The sequence below is a fragment of the Streptomyces albicerus genome (assembly GCF_008905045.1).
Classification (GTDB): domain Bacteria; phylum Actinomycetota; class Actinomycetes; order Streptomycetales; family Streptomycetaceae; genus Streptomyces; species Streptomyces albicerus.
In genome coordinates, this window is record NZ_VWMY01000133.1 from 1 (window position 1) to 15,044 (window position 15,044).

14 protein-coding genes are annotated in these 15,044 nt (G+C 71.0%); 9 read left to right on the plus strand and 5 right to left on the minus strand.

The window, feature by feature from the left end:
• Positions 1-102 precede the first annotated feature (102 nt).
• From GAS53_RS52560 to rsmI, 4 genes are all read right to left on the minus strand, one after another.
• Positions 103-1,512, minus strand: a complete 1,410-nt coding sequence (locus GAS53_RS52560) for a resuscitation-promoting factor (protein WP_225859676.1) — start codon at positions 1,510-1,512, stop codon at positions 103-105.
• A gap of 137 nt (positions 1,513-1,649) precedes the next feature.
• On the minus strand, positions 1,650-2,519 hold the full coding sequence (locus GAS53_RS52565; RefSeq protein WP_151484922.1) for a TatD family hydrolase: 870 nt from the start codon (positions 2,517-2,519) through the stop codon (positions 1,650-1,652).
• 114 nt (positions 2,520-2,633) lie between these two features.
• Positions 2,634-3,077, minus strand: coding sequence for a hypothetical protein (locus GAS53_RS52570; protein ID WP_151484923.1), 444 nt, complete (start codon positions 3,075-3,077; stop codon positions 2,634-2,636).
• 282 nt (positions 3,078-3,359) lie between these two features.
• Positions 3,360-4,205, minus strand: a complete 846-nt coding sequence (gene rsmI, locus GAS53_RS52575) for a 16S rRNA (cytidine(1402)-2'-O)-methyltransferase (RefSeq protein ID WP_151484924.1) — start codon at positions 4,203-4,205, stop codon at positions 3,360-3,362.
• Between the two features lie 73 nt (positions 4,206-4,278).
• Here rsmI and GAS53_RS52580 point away from each other — a divergent pair, with 73 nt between their 5' ends.
• The 3 genes from GAS53_RS52580 to GAS53_RS52590 all read left to right on the plus strand — a co-directional run bounded on the left by GAS53_RS52580 (position 4,279) and on the right by GAS53_RS52590 (position 9,653).
• Positions 4,279-6,021 (plus strand): dolichyl-phosphate-mannose--protein mannosyltransferase, encoded by a 1,743-nt coding sequence (locus GAS53_RS52580; protein ID WP_192583696.1) that lies wholly within the window; start codon positions 4,279-4,281, stop codon positions 6,019-6,021.
• A 149-nt stretch (positions 6,022-6,170) separates the two neighbouring features.
• Positions 6,171-7,808: a penicillin-binding transpeptidase domain-containing protein gene (locus GAS53_RS52585; RefSeq protein WP_151484926.1), complete on the plus strand. Its 1,638-nt coding sequence runs from the start codon at positions 6,171-6,173 to the stop codon at positions 7,806-7,808.
• 138 nt (positions 7,809-7,946) lie between these two features.
• On the plus strand, positions 7,947-9,653 hold the full coding sequence (locus GAS53_RS52590; RefSeq protein ID WP_151484927.1) for a penicillin-binding transpeptidase domain-containing protein: 1,707 nt from the start codon (positions 7,947-7,949) through the stop codon (positions 9,651-9,653).
• Between the two features lie 44 nt (positions 9,654-9,697).
• Here GAS53_RS52590 and GAS53_RS52595 read toward each other — a convergent pair whose 3' ends face one another.
• The gene (locus GAS53_RS52595; RefSeq protein ID WP_151484928.1) at positions 9,698-10,039 is read right to left on the minus strand and encodes an SsgA family sporulation/cell division regulator; all 342 of its coding nucleotides are present in this window, start codon (positions 10,037-10,039) and stop codon (positions 9,698-9,700) included.
• A 123-nt stretch (positions 10,040-10,162) separates the two neighbouring features.
• Here GAS53_RS52595 and GAS53_RS52600 point away from each other — a divergent pair, with 123 nt between their 5' ends.
• The 6 genes from GAS53_RS52600 to GAS53_RS52625 all read left to right on the plus strand — a co-directional run bounded on the left by GAS53_RS52600 (position 10,163) and on the right by GAS53_RS52625 (position 14,975).
• Positions 10,163-11,212 carry an energy-coupling factor ABC transporter permease gene (locus tag GAS53_RS52600; RefSeq protein WP_151484929.1) on the plus strand — a complete coding sequence of 350 codons (1,050 nt, stop codon included), beginning with the start codon at positions 10,163-10,165 and terminating at the stop codon, positions 11,210-11,212.
• Between the two features lies 1 nt (position 11,213).
• Entirely contained in the window at positions 11,214-11,975 is a 762-nt protein-coding gene (cbiQ, locus tag GAS53_RS52605; protein WP_151484930.1) for a cobalt ECF transporter T component CbiQ, read from the plus strand.
• Entirely contained in the window at positions 11,963-12,721 is a 759-nt protein-coding gene (locus GAS53_RS52610) for an energy-coupling factor ABC transporter ATP-binding protein (protein ID WP_151484931.1), read from the plus strand. The genes cbiQ and GAS53_RS52610 overlap by 13 nt, the downstream gene beginning before the upstream one ends.
• A complete protein-coding gene (locus GAS53_RS52615) occupies positions 12,718-13,167 on the plus strand; it encodes a MarR family winged helix-turn-helix transcriptional regulator (RefSeq protein ID WP_151484932.1) in 450 nt (149 codons plus the stop codon). Before GAS53_RS52610 ends, GAS53_RS52615 begins: the two co-directional genes overlap by 4 nt.
• A 114-nt stretch (positions 13,168-13,281) precedes the next feature.
• Complete coding sequence (locus GAS53_RS52620; protein ID WP_151484933.1) at positions 13,282-13,734, plus strand: organic hydroperoxide resistance protein; 453 nt, start codon at positions 13,282-13,284, stop codon at positions 13,732-13,734.
• A 77-nt stretch (positions 13,735-13,811) separates the two neighbouring features.
• Positions 13,812-14,975, plus strand: coding sequence for a serine hydrolase domain-containing protein (locus GAS53_RS52625; protein ID WP_151484934.1), 1,164 nt, complete (start codon positions 13,812-13,814; stop codon positions 14,973-14,975).
• Positions 14,976-15,044: the final 69 nt, after the last annotated feature.

A 15,044-nucleotide genomic window follows, 5' to 3' on the forward strand; every position in this document is an offset into this window, starting at 1 on the left:
TCCCATCCCCTGGGGCTCCGCCCCAGACCCCGTCGGGGGCCAGCCCCCGAACCCCCGCTCCTCAAACGCCGGAGGGGCTGATCTTCAGGGCGAAAACACCCCTCACCCGTGGAGGCGCGCCCCACAGTGCGGCCAAGGGCTGGCCCCCCGCCGCACGTACAGCTTCTTCGCGCGGTACGTCTGCTCCGCCGCCGACGCGTCCTGGGGCCGCCCGGACCCACCCAGGCTGTGCCACGTCTGGGTGTCGAACTGGTAGAGGCCCCCGTACGCACCGGAGGAATCGACCGCACCCGGCCGGCCACCCGACTCACAGTTGGCAAGCCCTTGCCAGTTCAGGCTGTCGGCGCCCTCCACGGACGTCGGCAACGCCTTGGTGCCCACCTTCACCACCTGCTTCCGCGGCTCATGCACCACCTCGGACCGGAGCCGCCGCGGCCGCTGCTTGACACCGTTGACCGTCCGCAGCGCATACGTGACCCGGCGCAGCCCGGGCCGCCCGGCCCGCTCGACGACCTCCGTACCCCGAAAGAGCGCGGGATCCTCGATCCGCTCCACATCGAAGGGAATCGGCTCCTCGCGCAACTCCTTCGTACCGGTGATCCGCATGACCGTCACCGTCTGCCCGTCGCGCGGAAACCTCCAGGGCGGCACGGACAGCGTGTCCTGCCCCCGCAACGTGATCCCGGCGTCCGCCACGGCCTCGCCGACGGTCGCCACGTTCGTACGGATCGTCCGGGCCCGGCCGTCCGCCATGACCGTCACGGTCCGCTCGGTACGGACGTCGAGCGCGAGCCCCTCCCGCCCGATCCGCCGGGAGCGCGCGACCGACACGTACGCGCCCTCCGCCCGCACCCCGAGCTGCCGCAGCGCCCCGTCCACGGTGTGGGCCGTCGTCCACGCCTCGCGCCGCTGTCCGTCGACCGTGAGGAGCAGCGGCCGCCCGTACCGCACAGCGACCTCGTCCCCGCTGGTCAGGGCGGTCCCGCGGGCGGGTGCGACGACATCGTGCGCGCCCACCCCGACGCCCTCGTCGGCGAGCAGCTCCGTCACGTCGTCCGCGAAGGTGTGCAGGGAGCGCGGTTTGCCGTCGACGGTCAGCTCGATCGCCTTGTCGTCGGCTACGAACGCGGAGGTGCCGCCCGCGAGGAACGCCACGACCAGCGCCTGCGGCAGCAGCCGCCGCACATCGGGCCGCTCGGCGTTCTTCCGGCGCCGGGCGGCCCGCCGGGCTTCGGCACGCCCGCCGACGCGAGGCATCTCGGCGGTCGGGGCGAGGGGCATCACCTGGCGGGGCAGTGTCGGCGCCTCCGACCCGGGGACCGCCTCGTACTCGTACGCGTGCCCATCCTCGTACGCGTGGTACGCGTGCCCGTGCTCGTACTCGTATTCATACGCGGGCTCGTACTCGTACGCGGGCTGATACGTGTCCGGGTATCCGTGACCGTACGGCTCATGGTTCTCGTACGTCGACGTCGCGTTCGGGCCATACGTCTCGTACTGCGAATTGCTCACTACGACACGCTCCAGGGGTCCGGATCGGGCCTCAGGAACCTAGCGGAGCATTGGTCACTCTCCAAAGCACCGCGACTACGCAGTGTCGCGACCCGCCCCCGGTGCGGACCCCCGTGAGCGGGCGTGAGCGTTATGGGTCAGTAATCGAAGGCTCGCGCCGTGTTCGCCGAGATCGCCGCCGCCAGCGCGTCCTCGTCCAGGCCCCGTACGGCGGCCATGGCGCGGACCGTGATCGGAATGAGATACGGGGCGTTAGGCCGTCCGCGGTACGGGACGGGGGTCAGGAAGGGCGCGTCGGTCTCGACGAGGACGAGTTCGAGCGGGGCCACGGCGAGGGCGTCGCGCAGCGGCTGGGCGTTCTTGAAGGTCATGTTCCCGGCGAAGGACATGTAGTAGCCGGCACTGGCACAGATCTCGGCCATCGCGGCGTCCCCGGAGTAGCAGTGGAAGACGGTGCGCTCGGGGGCGCCCTCCTCCTTCAGGACCCGCAGTACGTCGGCGTGGGCGTCCCGGTCGTGGATGACCAGTGTCTTGCCGTGCCGCTTGGCGATCTCGATGTGGGCGCGGAAGGACCTCTCCTGGGCGGCTTTGCCCTCGGGCCCGGTGCGGAAGTAGTCGAGGCCGGTCTCGCCGACCCCCTTGACCTGGGGCAGCCCGGCCAGCCGGTCTATCTCGGCGAGCGCCTCGTCCAGGGCGCCGTCACCGCCGGGCTCGCGCGCGCCCTGCCGGGACCAGCCGTCCGGATCGCCGTGCACGATACGGGGGGCCTCGTTCGGGTGCAGCGCGACGGTCGCGTGGACCGCCTCGTACTCCAGGGCCGTCTCGGCCGCCCACCGCGAGCCCTTCAGATCGCAGCCGACCTGCACGACCGTCGTCACCCCGGCCGACGCGGCCTTGGCGAGCGCCTCCGCGACCGTGCCGGACTGCATGTCGAGGTGGGTGTGCGAGTCGGCGACCGGCACCCGGAGGGGGTTCGGTACGGGCGGGGCTTCGGCGTTGGAAGGCATACCCCGATCCTACGAAGGGGGTTCCGCCAGGGGGGAACGCCGGGCCCCACGTCGCGGGGAGGCGGGGGAGGGCCGCTGAACGTGGGGCCCGGCGTCAGGGGGGCGACCGGGGGATCACCCCGCCTTGCGGTGGTGGAACGGGTGCAGCAGATCGGAGAGGTGCCAGTGGTGGTGCCCCTCGGCCGCTGCCGGCTCCGCCGTGTCCTGGTCCTCCGCCAGGGCATCGGGGGCCTTCCGCGGCCGTACCGGCGCCGACCGGTGCATCGAGTTCTGCACCGAGGACACCTGTCCCGGGCGCATGATGCGGATGACATGGCCGTCGCAGTTCTGGCAGGTGGGTCGGCTCAGCGGCGACGGCACGACCCGGCCGTCGGCCACGTACGTCACGAACTCGGTGCCCTCGGCGTCGATGTGGTGCTCGATCTCGTACGACTGCTCCCAGCCGTGCCCGCAGCGCATGCACGCGAACGAATACGACTCGTGAACCACGTCGGTCGCCGTGGTGCGGTGGCCGGGTCCGCCGGTGATCTGCCCGGTGCGCCCTGCGATCTCGCTCATGCCGGCTCCTCTGGTCCGCTGGACGAGGGACGGTGCGTCCCTTCAACCAGTGGACGCCTGTGCCAACGCGAATGCACCAGACCTGCCGACTATTGGACCCGTCTTGGCCGTTCCTTGTCAGAAGGGCCCCACTACCCGGTCCGAGCTTTGCTTTTCACGCTCGTCCTTTGCCCGCTCATGGGGCCGCGCCCCAAAGGGGCGCGGGGAACTGCGCGCCCAGCCACACACAACCGGCAGCCCGCACCAAACACGAGCCCCAACGGCGCTGACCGGAACGGCTGGTCAGCTCGCGGAGCGCTTCGCCGCGACAACCGCGTCGAACACCTCGCGCTTGGGCACCCCCGCGCCGGCGGCGACGGCGGCGATCGCCTCCTTGCGCCGCTCCCCCGCCTCCTCACGCACGCGCACCCTGCGCACCAGCTCCTCGGCGTCGAGCGATTCCGTGTTCTCGGGGGCGCCCTCCACGACGACGGTGATCTCCCCGCGCACGCCCTCGGCGGCCCAGGCGGCGAGCTCCCCGAGCGGCCCGCGCTTGACCTCCTCGTACGTCTTGGTCAGCTCCCGGCAGACGGCGGCCCGCCGCTCGGTCCCGAAGACCTCGGCCATCGCGGCGAGCGTGTCGTCGAGCCGGTGCGGGGCCTCGAAGTACACGAGCGTGCGCCGCTCGCCCCCGACCTCCCGCAGCCGCGACAGCCGCTCACCGGCCTTCCTGGGCAGGAAGCCCTCGAAGCAGAACCGGTCGACGGGCAGCCCGGACAGCGCGAGCGCGGTGAGCACGGCGGAAGGACCGGGTACGGCGGTGACGCGGATGTCCTTCTCGACGGCGGCCGCGACGAGCCGGTACCCCGGATCGGACACGGACGGCATCCCGGCGTCCGTCACGAGCAGCACGCGCGCGCCGCCCGCCAGCGCCTCGACCAGTTCGGGCGTACGCGCCGACTCGTTCCCCTCGAAGTACGAGACGACCCGCCCGGACGGCTGTACGTCCAGCGCCTGCGTCAGCCTCCTGAGCCGCCGCGTGTCCTCCGCGGCGATGACGTCGGCCCCCGCCAACTCCGCCACCAGCCGGGGCGGCGCGTCCGCGATGTCCCCGATGGGCGTGCCTGCGAGTACAAGGGTTCCTGTCACGGTTCCATCCTCGCAGGGGCCGCGTAGGGCCCGTCCACGGGACTCACACAGACCTGTTCCCTACGATGGCGCGGTGACCAGTACCGCGTCCTCCACGGACACCCGGCAGGGACAGGCCGTCGAAGAGCAGCGGCCGTCGTGGCAGCAGCGGCTGCGCAGGTTCGGCTACTCGGCCGGGCCCAGAAGCGACGTCCGCGACCGCCTCGTGCCCGCGTACACCGAGCCCAGCCCGCGGCTGTGGGCTGCGGTCGGGCTCCGCCGGGAGGCCGCCGACCGCGTCACCCGCTGGTCGGCGTGGGGCGGCCCGCTGATCATCACGCTGATCGCGGGCGTGATGCGGTTCTGGAACCTGGGCAGCCCGAAGGCGGTGATATTCGACGAGACGTACTACGCCAAGGACGCCTGGGCGCTCATCCACCGCGGGTACGAGGTCAACTGGGCGAAGAACGCCAACGAGCTGATCCTCCAGAACGGCGGGAACGTCAAGATCCCCACGGACGCCGCGTACGTGGTGCATCCGCCCGTCGGGAAGTACGTCATCGGGCTCGGCGAGTGGATGTTCGGGTTCACCCCGTTCGGCTGGCGCTTCATGACGGCCCTGCTCGGCACGCTGTCCGTGCTGATGCTGTGCCGGATCGGCCGCCGGCTGTTCCGCTCGACATTCCTGGGCTGTCTTGCGGGCGCGCTGATGGCCGTGGACGGCCTGCACTTCGTGATGAGCCGCACCGCGCTGCTCGACCAGGTGCTGATGTTCTTCGTGCTCGCGGCCTTCGGCTGCCTGGTCATCGACCGCGACAAGGCCCGCGAACGCCTCGCCGCCGCGCTTCCACCGGATGCCGACGGAGTCGTACACCCCGACGCGCACACCGCCGAGAACACCCGCCTGGGCCGCCGCCCGTGGCGCTGGGCGGCCGGCCTGATGCTCGGCCTCGCCATCGGCACGAAGTGGAACGGCCTCTACATCCTGGTCGCGTTCGGCCTGCTGACCGTCCTGTGGGACGTCGGCTCCCGCAAGGTCGCGGGCGCCCGCCGCCCCCACGTCGCGGTCCTCAAGCACGACCTGGGCTGGGCCTTCCTCGCCACCGTGCCGGTCGCCATCGCCACGTACATCGTGTCGTGGACCGGCTGGTTCCTCTCGGCCACCGACGGCACCGGCGGCTACTACCGCGACTGGGCCGCGAACGACGGCCGGAACAGCAATTGGTCCTGGCTGTTCCCCGACTGGTGGCGCAGCCTGTGGCACTACGAGACCCAGGTGTACGACTTCCACGTCGACCTGCACTCGCCGCACACGTACCAGTCGAACCCGTGGAGCTGGATCGTCACCGGGCGCCCCGTCTCGTACTTCTACGAGTCCCCGCTCCCCGGCAAGGACGGCTGCCCCACGGACGCGGGCGAGAAGTGCGCGCGCGAGGTCCTCGCCCTCGGCACCCCGCTCCTGTGGTGGGCGGCCGGCTTCGCGGTCCTCTACGTCCTGTGGCGCTGGCTCTTCCGCCGCGACTGGCGCGCGGGCGCGATCGTCTGCGGCATCGCGGCCGGCTACCTCCCCTGGTTCCTGTACCAGGAACGCACGATCTTCTTCTTCTACGCGGTCGTCTTCCTCCCCTTCCTCTGCCTGGCCGTGGCGATGATGATCGGCGCCGTCCTCGGCCCACCGGGTTCGTCCGAGCGCCGCCGAGTGATCGGCGCGGCCGCGGCGGGCGTGCTCGTCCTGCTGATCGCCTGGAACTTCATCTACTTCTTCCCGATCTACACGGGTCAGGCGATCCCCATCGACAGCTGGCGTTCACGGATGTGGCTGGACACCTGGGTCTGACCGCCGCCGGATCCCCGGGCCCAGCACTGGATCCCCGGGCCTAACAATCGGGGAACACCACCCACATCCGTCACTCCTCCCGCATACAGTGCAACGTAGAGACACCTTCTGAACGCGTTCAGAAAGGTTCACGGGGAGGGGAGCGCGCGATGCGCAAGGGGGCCAAGGCCGCCATCGTGGGCGGAGTGTTCGCCGTCATGGTGGGGGGCGCCGGGTACGGCGCGTACAACATAGTGAGCGCGGTCACCGGGGACAGCGGCTCGACACAGACCGAGGCGGCGAAGACCGGACCGCCGTCCGGCGACGAGGTCGAGGAGACCTCGAAGAAGTTCTTCGCAGCCTGGGAGAAGGGCCAGGCGGCCACGGCCGCGGCCCTGACGAACAACGCCACAGTCGCCAGGCCCCTGTTCGTCGCCTACGCCGGCCAGGCGCACCTGACCAAGGTCAAGATCACGCCGGGTACGCCGACGGGCACCACTGTCCCGTTCTCCGTGTCGGCGACGGTGTCGTACGAGGACAAGAGCAAGCCCTTCTCGTACAAGAGCGAGCTGACCGTCGTACGCGGGAAGACCACGGGCAAGGCGCTGGTCGACTGGCAGCCGTCCGTCGTGCACCCCGAGCTGAAGACCGGCGACACGCTGGTCACCGGCGAGGCGGCGAGCCCGCCCATCGAGGCCGTGGACCGCAGCGGTGCCGTCCTGGCCAAGGAGAAGTACCCCTCGCTCGGCCCGATCCTGGACACGCTGCGCGACAGGTACGGCGACAAGGCCGGCGGCACGCCCGGTGTCGAGCTCGCGATCCGCCACGAGAGCGAGAACACGGGCGACACCCCGCTGGTGACCCTCGCCGAGGGCAAGGCCGGCAAACTGCCCACGGCGCTCAGCGCGAGCGTGCAGGCCGCGGCGGAGAAGGCGGTCAAGAAGTACGCGAATTCGTCGCTGGTCGCCGTGAAGCCGAGCACCGGAGAGGTGCTGGCGGTCGCGAACAACCGCGAGGACGGGTTCAACGCGGCGTTCCAGGGCAAGGTGGCGCCCGGCTCCACGATGAAGATCATCACTGCGGCGATGCTCATCGACAACGGCGTGACCTCGATGAACAGCCCGGCGCCCTGTCCGCCGACCGCCACCTGGCAGAGCCAGACGTTCAACAACCTCAAGGGCATGGAGCCCGACGAGAGCGCCACGCTCGCGGGCAGCTTCATGCGCTCGTGCAACACGGCATTCGTGAAGCTCATCGACGGCACCGACGCGAGGCCGCTGACGGACGAGTCGCTGACGACCCAGGCCCAGGAGCGGTTCGGTCTGGGCAAGGGCGACTGGAAGACCGGCATCGTCTCCTTCGACGGCAGCGTCCCCGCGTCCGGCGGCCCGAACCGCGCGGCCAACGCCATCGGCCAGGGCGAGGTCCAGATGAACCCGCTGAACATGGCGTCGGTGACGGCGACCGCGATCACGGGCACGTTCCGCCAGCCGTACCTCGTGTCGCCGGAGCTGGACGACCGTCAACTGGCCACCGCGCGCGGCCTGCAGAGCGGCACCGTCGCCCAGCTGAAGCAGATGATGCGGCTCACCGCGACCAGCGGCACCGCCCAGGAGGCCATGACCGACCTCGGCGGCGACATCGGCGCGAAGACCGGCTCCGCCGAGGTCGACGGCCAGAAGACGTCCGACAGCTGGTTCACCGGATTCCGGGGCGACATCGCGGCCGCGGCCATGACGGAGGAGGGCGGCCACGGCGGCGACGCGGCCGGCCCGATCGTGGCCCAGGTCCTGCGGGCGGGGGGCTGAGCGCGGAGCCGCCGATCCACAAGTGGCCGATCCGCAGGTGTCCGAACTCACCCTCACAGAGCGGGACTCTAGGGTGGTGACTCTCGTTCTCGTAGGGGAGCGTGGGGGCACTGGGGAAGCAGCGAAGGAACGGAAGCCGTGGGGAACAGAAGGCGCGCCGCCGAGCGCGGCAAGACGAAGCCGGCCGTCATCGGCGGGATGATCGCCGTCGTCGTCGGCGGCGCGGGGTTCGGTGTCTACACCCTGTACGACGGTGGAGCGGCGGCCGACGACAAGGGGTCGACGGCCTCCGACGCCAAGCCCGTGAAGAGCGGCCCGCTGTCGGCGACCGAGGTCAAGTCCACGGCCACCGCGTTCCTCACGGCCTGGCAGGGCGGTGACGTCACGACGGCCGCGGCCGCCACGAACGACACCACGGCCGCGCGCACCCTGCTCACCGGCTACGGCAAAGAGGCGTACATCAAGGATGTGACCCTCACCGCCGGGCAGCGCTCGGGCGACTCCGTCCCGTTCTCGGTCAAGGGCACGGTCTCCTACAAGGGCATGACCAAGGCCCTCGCGTACGAGTCCGAGCTCACCGTCGTCCGCCGCGCCAAGGACGGCAAGCCGCTGGTCGACTGGCACTCGGCCGTCGTGCACCCGGACCTGGAGGACGGCGACAAGCTGGTCACCGGGGAGGCCGGGACGCCCCCGGTCAAGGCGCTCGACCGGGACGGCGCCGAGCTGACGGCCGCCAAGTACGCCTCGCTGGGCACGGTCCTCGACGGCTTGCGGGAGAAGTACGGCAAGAAGGCGGGCGGCAAGGCGGGCATCGAGCTGCGGGTGATCCGAGCCGAGTCCAAGGGCTCCGAGGAGTCCTCAGGAAGCGGCGACTCCGGAAGCGAGAGCGACAAGAACCCCGACAAGACGCTGCTCGAGCTGAGCAAGGGCACCCCGGGCACGGTCCGTACGACCCTCAGCCCGGGTCTCCAGGCGGCCGCCGAGCAGCAGGTGGCCAAGAAGGCCAAGTCGTCGGCGGTCGTCATCAAGCCGTCCACGGGCGAGATCCTGGCCGTCGCGAACTCCGGCCACGGCTTCAACACCGCCTTCCAGGGCTCGCTGGCCCCCGGCTCGACGATGAAGGTCATCACGGCGTCGCTGCTCATCGACAAGGGACTGGCGTCGGCGAACAAGGAGCACCCCTGCCCCAAGTTCCAGCCGTACGGCGGCTGGAAGTTCCAGAACGACGACAAGTTCGAGATCAAGGGCGGCACGTTCAAGGCGAGCTTCGCGCGCTCCTGCAACACGGCCTTCATCAGCCAGGCCGAGAAGCTGAACGACGACGACCTGACCAAGCAGGCCCAGGAGGTGTTCGGGCTCGGCCTGGACAACTGGTCCATCGGGGTGTCGAGTTTCGACGGCTCGGTGCCGGTGCAGTCGCAGGCCCAGATGGCGGCCTCGCTGATCGGCCAGGGCGGGGTCCGGATGAACCCGCTGAACATGGCGTCGGTCGTCGCCACCGCCAAGGAGGGCACCTTCCGCCAGCCCTACCTGGTGTCTCCGTCGGTCGACGACCGCACCCTCGCGAAGGCGTCCCGCTCCCTGTCCGCCTCCACGCAGGCGCAGCTCAAGGAGCTCCTCCAGTACACGGCGGCGGCCGGCACGGCTGCCGAGGCGATGGCGGGCCTCGGTCCCGACTTCGGCGCCAAGACGGGCTCGGCGGAGGTCGACGGCCAGAAGAAGCCCAACGGCTGGTTCACGGCCTGGAAGGGCGACCTGGCTGCCGCGGGCGTGGTCCAGCAGGGCGGTCACGGCGGTGAGACGGCCGGCCCGATCGTGGCCGCGCTGCTGAAGGCCGGCAGCTGAGGTCGGACAGCTGACGGGGGGCAGCTGACGACAGCCGAGTCGGCTCAGCTGGTCACCGGGGTGGCCGTATACGTACGACGCAGGAAGCGGATCAAGGTCTTCGAGTCGAACTGCACGACCGCCACCCCCTTCGGCGAGTGGAACTCCATGACGGCCTGCACCCGGCCGCACGGCCAGATGCTCACGTCGCCGGCGGTGGCCGGAGCCCGCAGGCCCTGCTCCAGGAGGTCACGGGCGAACACCCACTCGTGGTGGCCGGGCAGTGTGATGTGCACCTTGCGCGGGTCGGCCTCGGGGTCGTAGCGAAGGGCCACCGGGACGGCGGGCGGGTCCTGCGCCTCGTCCGTCACGATGTGGGCGCGCGCGTACTGCTCGACGGCGGGCATCGGTCGCTCCCTTTTAGATCCGTTTACTATCCAATGTCCCATATTTTCCGAAATGCGCTCCCGGATTATTCGTGGACACCTCGCTCTTGCAAGTTATTCGCAATAGAGCACTATCATCGTCGGGTGCATGTGCCTGATGGATTTATCGACGCTCCCGTCTCCGTAGCCGCCGGAGCCGCCGCCGCGGCGGCCGTCGCCGTGAGCCTGCGCGGCGCCCGGCGTGAACTGGACGAACGCACGGCTCCCCTCGCGGGCCTGGTCGCCGCCTTCATCTTCGCCGTGCAGATGCTGAACTTCCCGGTCGCGGCCGGGACCAGCGGACATCTGCTCGGGGGCGCGCTGGCCGCGATACTCGTCGGCCCCTACACAGGGGTCCTCTGCGTCTCGGTCGTCCTCCTCATGCAGGGCATCCTCTTCGCGGACGGCGGCCTCACGGCGCTCGGCGTGAACATCACGGTGATGGCGGTGGTCACGACGGTCGTGGCGTACGCCGTCTTCCGCGGCCTCGTAAAACTCCTGCCCAAGAAGCGCCGCTCCATTACCGTCTCGGCCTTCGTCGCCGCCGTGCTCTCCGTGCCGGCCGCCGCCGCGGCCTTCACACTCGTCTACGCGATCGGCGGCACCACGGACGTGCCCATCGGGCAGGTCCTCACCGCCATGGTCGGCGTCCACGTCCTCATCGGCATCGGCGAGGCCGCGATCACCTCACTGACGGTCGGCGCCGTCATCGCCGTACGACCGGATCTCGTGTACGGGGCCCGCGGCCTGACCGCCCCGCTGAAGCTGCGCGTCGGCGGCGAGCTGGTCGACGCCCCGGCCGCCGAACCGGTGCCGGTCGCCGCCCGGTCCCACCGCAAGGTGTGGCTGGCGGGCCTCACCGCATCCCTGGTCCTCGCCGGCTTCGTCAGCTTCTACGCCTCCGCGAGCCCCGACGGCCTGGAGAAGGTCGCCGCCGACAAGGGCATCGACGCCAAGGCCGAGGACCACGCCGCCGCCGACTCCCCGCTGGCCGACTACAGCATCGAGGGCCTCACCGACGCCCGGATCTCCGGCGGCCTCGCGGGCGTGATCGGCGTGGGCGTCACGGTCGTCGCGGGCACGGGCGTCTTCTGGGCCATACGCAGGCGCCGTACGAGCGACACGTCTCCCTCGTCCGTTCCCGAGAACGTCTGACATGGGCGCGGGCCACGCTCACAAGCTCTACCGGCACGGGCACTCGCCCGTGCACGCCCTGCCGCCGCACACCAAGCTCGCGGCCGTCTTCGCCTTCGTGATCGTCGTCGTGTCGACGCCGCGCGAGGCGGTGTGGGCGTTCGGGCTGTACGCGCTGCTGCTGGCGTCCGTGGCGTACGCGGCCCGTGTCCCGGCCGGCTTCCTGCTGAAGCGGCTGCTGATCGAGGTGCCGTTCGTGGCCTTCGCGGTGCTGATGCCGTTCGTGGCGCAGGGCGAGCGCGTGGACGTACTCGGCATGTCCCTGAGCGTGAACGGCCTGTGGGGCGCCTGGAACGTGCTGGCCAAGGGCACGCTCGGCGTCGCCGCGTCCGTACTGCTCGCCTCGACCACCGAACTGCGCGAACTCCTCCTGGGACTGCAGCGGTTGAAGCTGCCGCCGCTCCTCGTGCAGATCGCGTCCTTCATGATCCGCTACGGGGATGTCATCACGGACGAGATGCGGCGCATGCGGATCGCGCGGGAGTCGCGCGGCTTCGAGGCGCGTGGCGTCCGCTCCTGGGGCGTCCTCGCCAAGTCCGCCGGCGCGCTCTTCATCCGCTCGTACGAACGCGGGGAGCGCGTACATCTCGCCATGGTCAGCCGGGGCTACGCCGGTTCGATGCCGGTCATCGACGAGGTGACCGCGTCCCGGGCGCAGTGGTCGTACGCGCTCGCCCTACCGTTCGCCGCGCTCGTCGTATGTCTGTTGGGATGGACCCTGTGACCCCCTCCTTGGAAGTGGCCGGACTGGCCTTCGCGTATCCCGACGGCCACCAGGCGCTGTTCGGCGTGGACTTCACCGTGGGCCGCGGCGAGCGCGTGGCGCTGCTCGGGCCGAACGGCGCCGGCAAGACGACCCTCGTGCTGCACCTCAACGGCATCCTGACCGGTGGCGCCGGGACCGTGACGGTCGCCGGACTGCCCGTCGGCAAGAAGCACATGGCTCAGATCCGGCGGAAGGTCGGCATCGTCTTCCAGGACCCGGACGACCAGCTGTTCATGCCGACCGTGCGCGAGGACGTGGCCTTCGGGCCCGCGGCCGCCGGGCTGAAGGGGCCGGAGCTGGAGGCGCGGGTGCGTACGGCACTGGAGCGGGTCGGGATGGAGGCCTTCGGCGACCGCCCTCCGCACCACCTCTCCTTCGGCCAGCGGCGCCGGGTGGCGGTCGCGACCGTCCTCGCCATGGAGCCGGAGATCCTGGTCCTCGACGAGCCGTCGTCCAATCTGGACCCCGCCTCGCGCCGCGAACTCGCCGACATCCTGCGGTCGTTGGACGTGACCGTGCTCATGGTCACGCACGATCTGCCGTACGCCCTCGAGCTGTGCCCCCGCTCCCTGATCCTCAGCGAGGGCGTGATCGCGGCCGACGGCAAGACCGGCGAGCTGCTCTCGGACGACGAGCTCATGCGGGAGCACCGTCTCGAGTTGCCCTTCGGCTTCGACCCGCGCTCCGTGACAATGGGCGCGTGACGAACGAAGAGGATCCGTCGGCGGGGTCGTTGCTGCTCGACGACCAGCTGTGCTTCGCCCTGTACGCGGCCCAGCGGGCCGTGACCGCCGCGTACCGTCCGCTCCTCGACGCGCTCGGGCTCACCTACCCGCAGTACCTGGTCATGCTCGTCCTCTGGGAGCGCGGCGAGGTCACCGTCAAGGAGCTGGCCGCCGCCCTGCGGCTCGACTACGGGACGATGTCGCCGCTGCTCAAGCGGCTGGAGTCGGCCGGGTTCGTGCGCCGGGAGCGGTCCGTGCGCGACGAGCGGTCGGTGCTCGTCGCGCTCACCGGGCGCGGCGAGGAGCTGCGCGAGCGCGCGGAGTGCGTACCGTCGGCGCTGCTTGCCGGGACTCGGCTGACAGAAGCCGAAGTGAAGCGGCTGCGCGAGGATCTGCGGCGGCTGGCGGAGACAATGCAGGCCTGAACCGGGTTACCCACGGTTGCTACCCCCGGGTAATAAGTGGGCTGAATCGGTAGATACATTGTGTGCGATGTGCTTGTGCACTCTGTTTCCGGTGCCCCGGGGGTGAGGCGATCCATGACCGAGACCGACGCCGCTGTGCTCGACAGCCGTCCCACGAAGATCATGTACGTGGCGGAGGCCACCGCGCACGGCGGCCGCGACGGCTATGTCACCAGCCAGGACGGCCAGCTCGAGCTGAAGGTCGCGATGCCCCCGGAGCTGGGCGGCGACGGCGACGGCACCAACCCCGAACAGCTCTTCGCGGCCGGCTACAGCTCCTGCTTCCACAACGCGCTGGTCCTGGTCGGTCGCCGCGAGGGCTTCGACCTGACCGGCTCCACGGTCGCCACGAAGGTCGGCATCGGCCCCAACAAGCAGCGCGGTTACGGCCTCGCGGTCGCCCTGAGCGTCTCGCTGCCCGTCCTCGACCAGGACATCGCGTCGAAGCTCGTGGACGCCGCACACCAGGTCTGCCCGTACTCGAACGCGACGCGCGGCAACATCGAGGTCACGATCCTGCTGGGCTGAGGCGGCGCAGGAATCGAGGGCTGTACGTGCGTGTTGCACCCACCGTTGGCACAGGTGGGACGACGAGGAGCGCGGACGTGGACGTGAACGGCACAGTGGCCGAGGGCTTCGAGCCGGTCAGGGAAGCGTTCGCACGGAACTTCGGCGTGCTCGGGGACCGGGGTGCGGCCGTCGCCGTGTACCGGGACGGGCGCAAGGTCGTCGACCTGTGGGGCGGCACGAAGGACATCGACGGTACGGCGCCCTGGGAGCCCGGGACCGCCCAGATCGTGCGCTCCGCGACCAAGGGCGTCGCCGCGGCCGCACTGCTTCTGCTGCACCAGCGCGGCCAGTTGGACCTGGACGCGCCGGTGGGCGAGTACTGGCCCGAGTTCAAGGCGGCGGGCAAGGAGCGCGTGCTGGTACGGCACGTGCTCTCGCACCGGGCCGGACTTCCGGTCCTGGACCGGCCGCTGACTCCCGAGGAGGCGCTGGACCCCCTGGCCGGGGCGGCGGCGGTCGCGCGCCAGGCTCCGGTCTGGGAGCCGGGCACCGATCACGGCTACCACGCGCTGACGTACGGCTGGCTGACCGGTGAGCTGGTGCGGCGCGTGACGGGCCGCGGGATCGGTGACTGGATCGCGGACGAGATCGCCGGACCGCTGGGCTCGGACCTGTGGGTCGGGCTGCCGGCCGAGGAAGCGGGCCGGGTGGGGAAGGTCGGCCGGATCGAGACGCCGGAGCACGCGAGCGGCCTGCGGGCCCGGCCGAAGCGGACGGTCTCCGAGGCCTACGACGACCCGGCCTCCCTCACCCGCCGGGCCTTCGCCGCGATCACCCCGTTCCCCGACCAGAACGACCCGGCGTACCGGGCGGCCGCGCTCCCCGCGACGAACGGCATCGCGACGGCGGACGGCCTGGCCCGCTTCTACGCGTCCCTGATCGGTGAAGTGGACGGCGGACCACACCTGTTCACGCCGCGGACGCTGGCGGCGGCCCGCGCGGAGGAGTCCGCCGGCCCGGACCGTGTCCTGGTGATCAACACCCGCTTCGGCCTCGGCTACATGCTCCACGGCTCGGCCTCGCCCTTCCTGGACACGGGCTCCTTCGGCCACCCGGGCCGCGGCGGCTCCCTCGGCTTCGCCGACCCCGAGTCGGGCATCGCCCTCGGCTATGTGACGAACGGCTTCCGCAAGACGGTCACGGCGGATCCGCGGGCCCAGGCGCTGGTACGGGCGGTACGGGCCGCGCTGTCGTCGTAGCCGGCCGCTCGGGGATCGGGGGCCGGGGCGGGGGCGTGGCCAGGACTCCCCCGCGGTCCTGGCCACGCC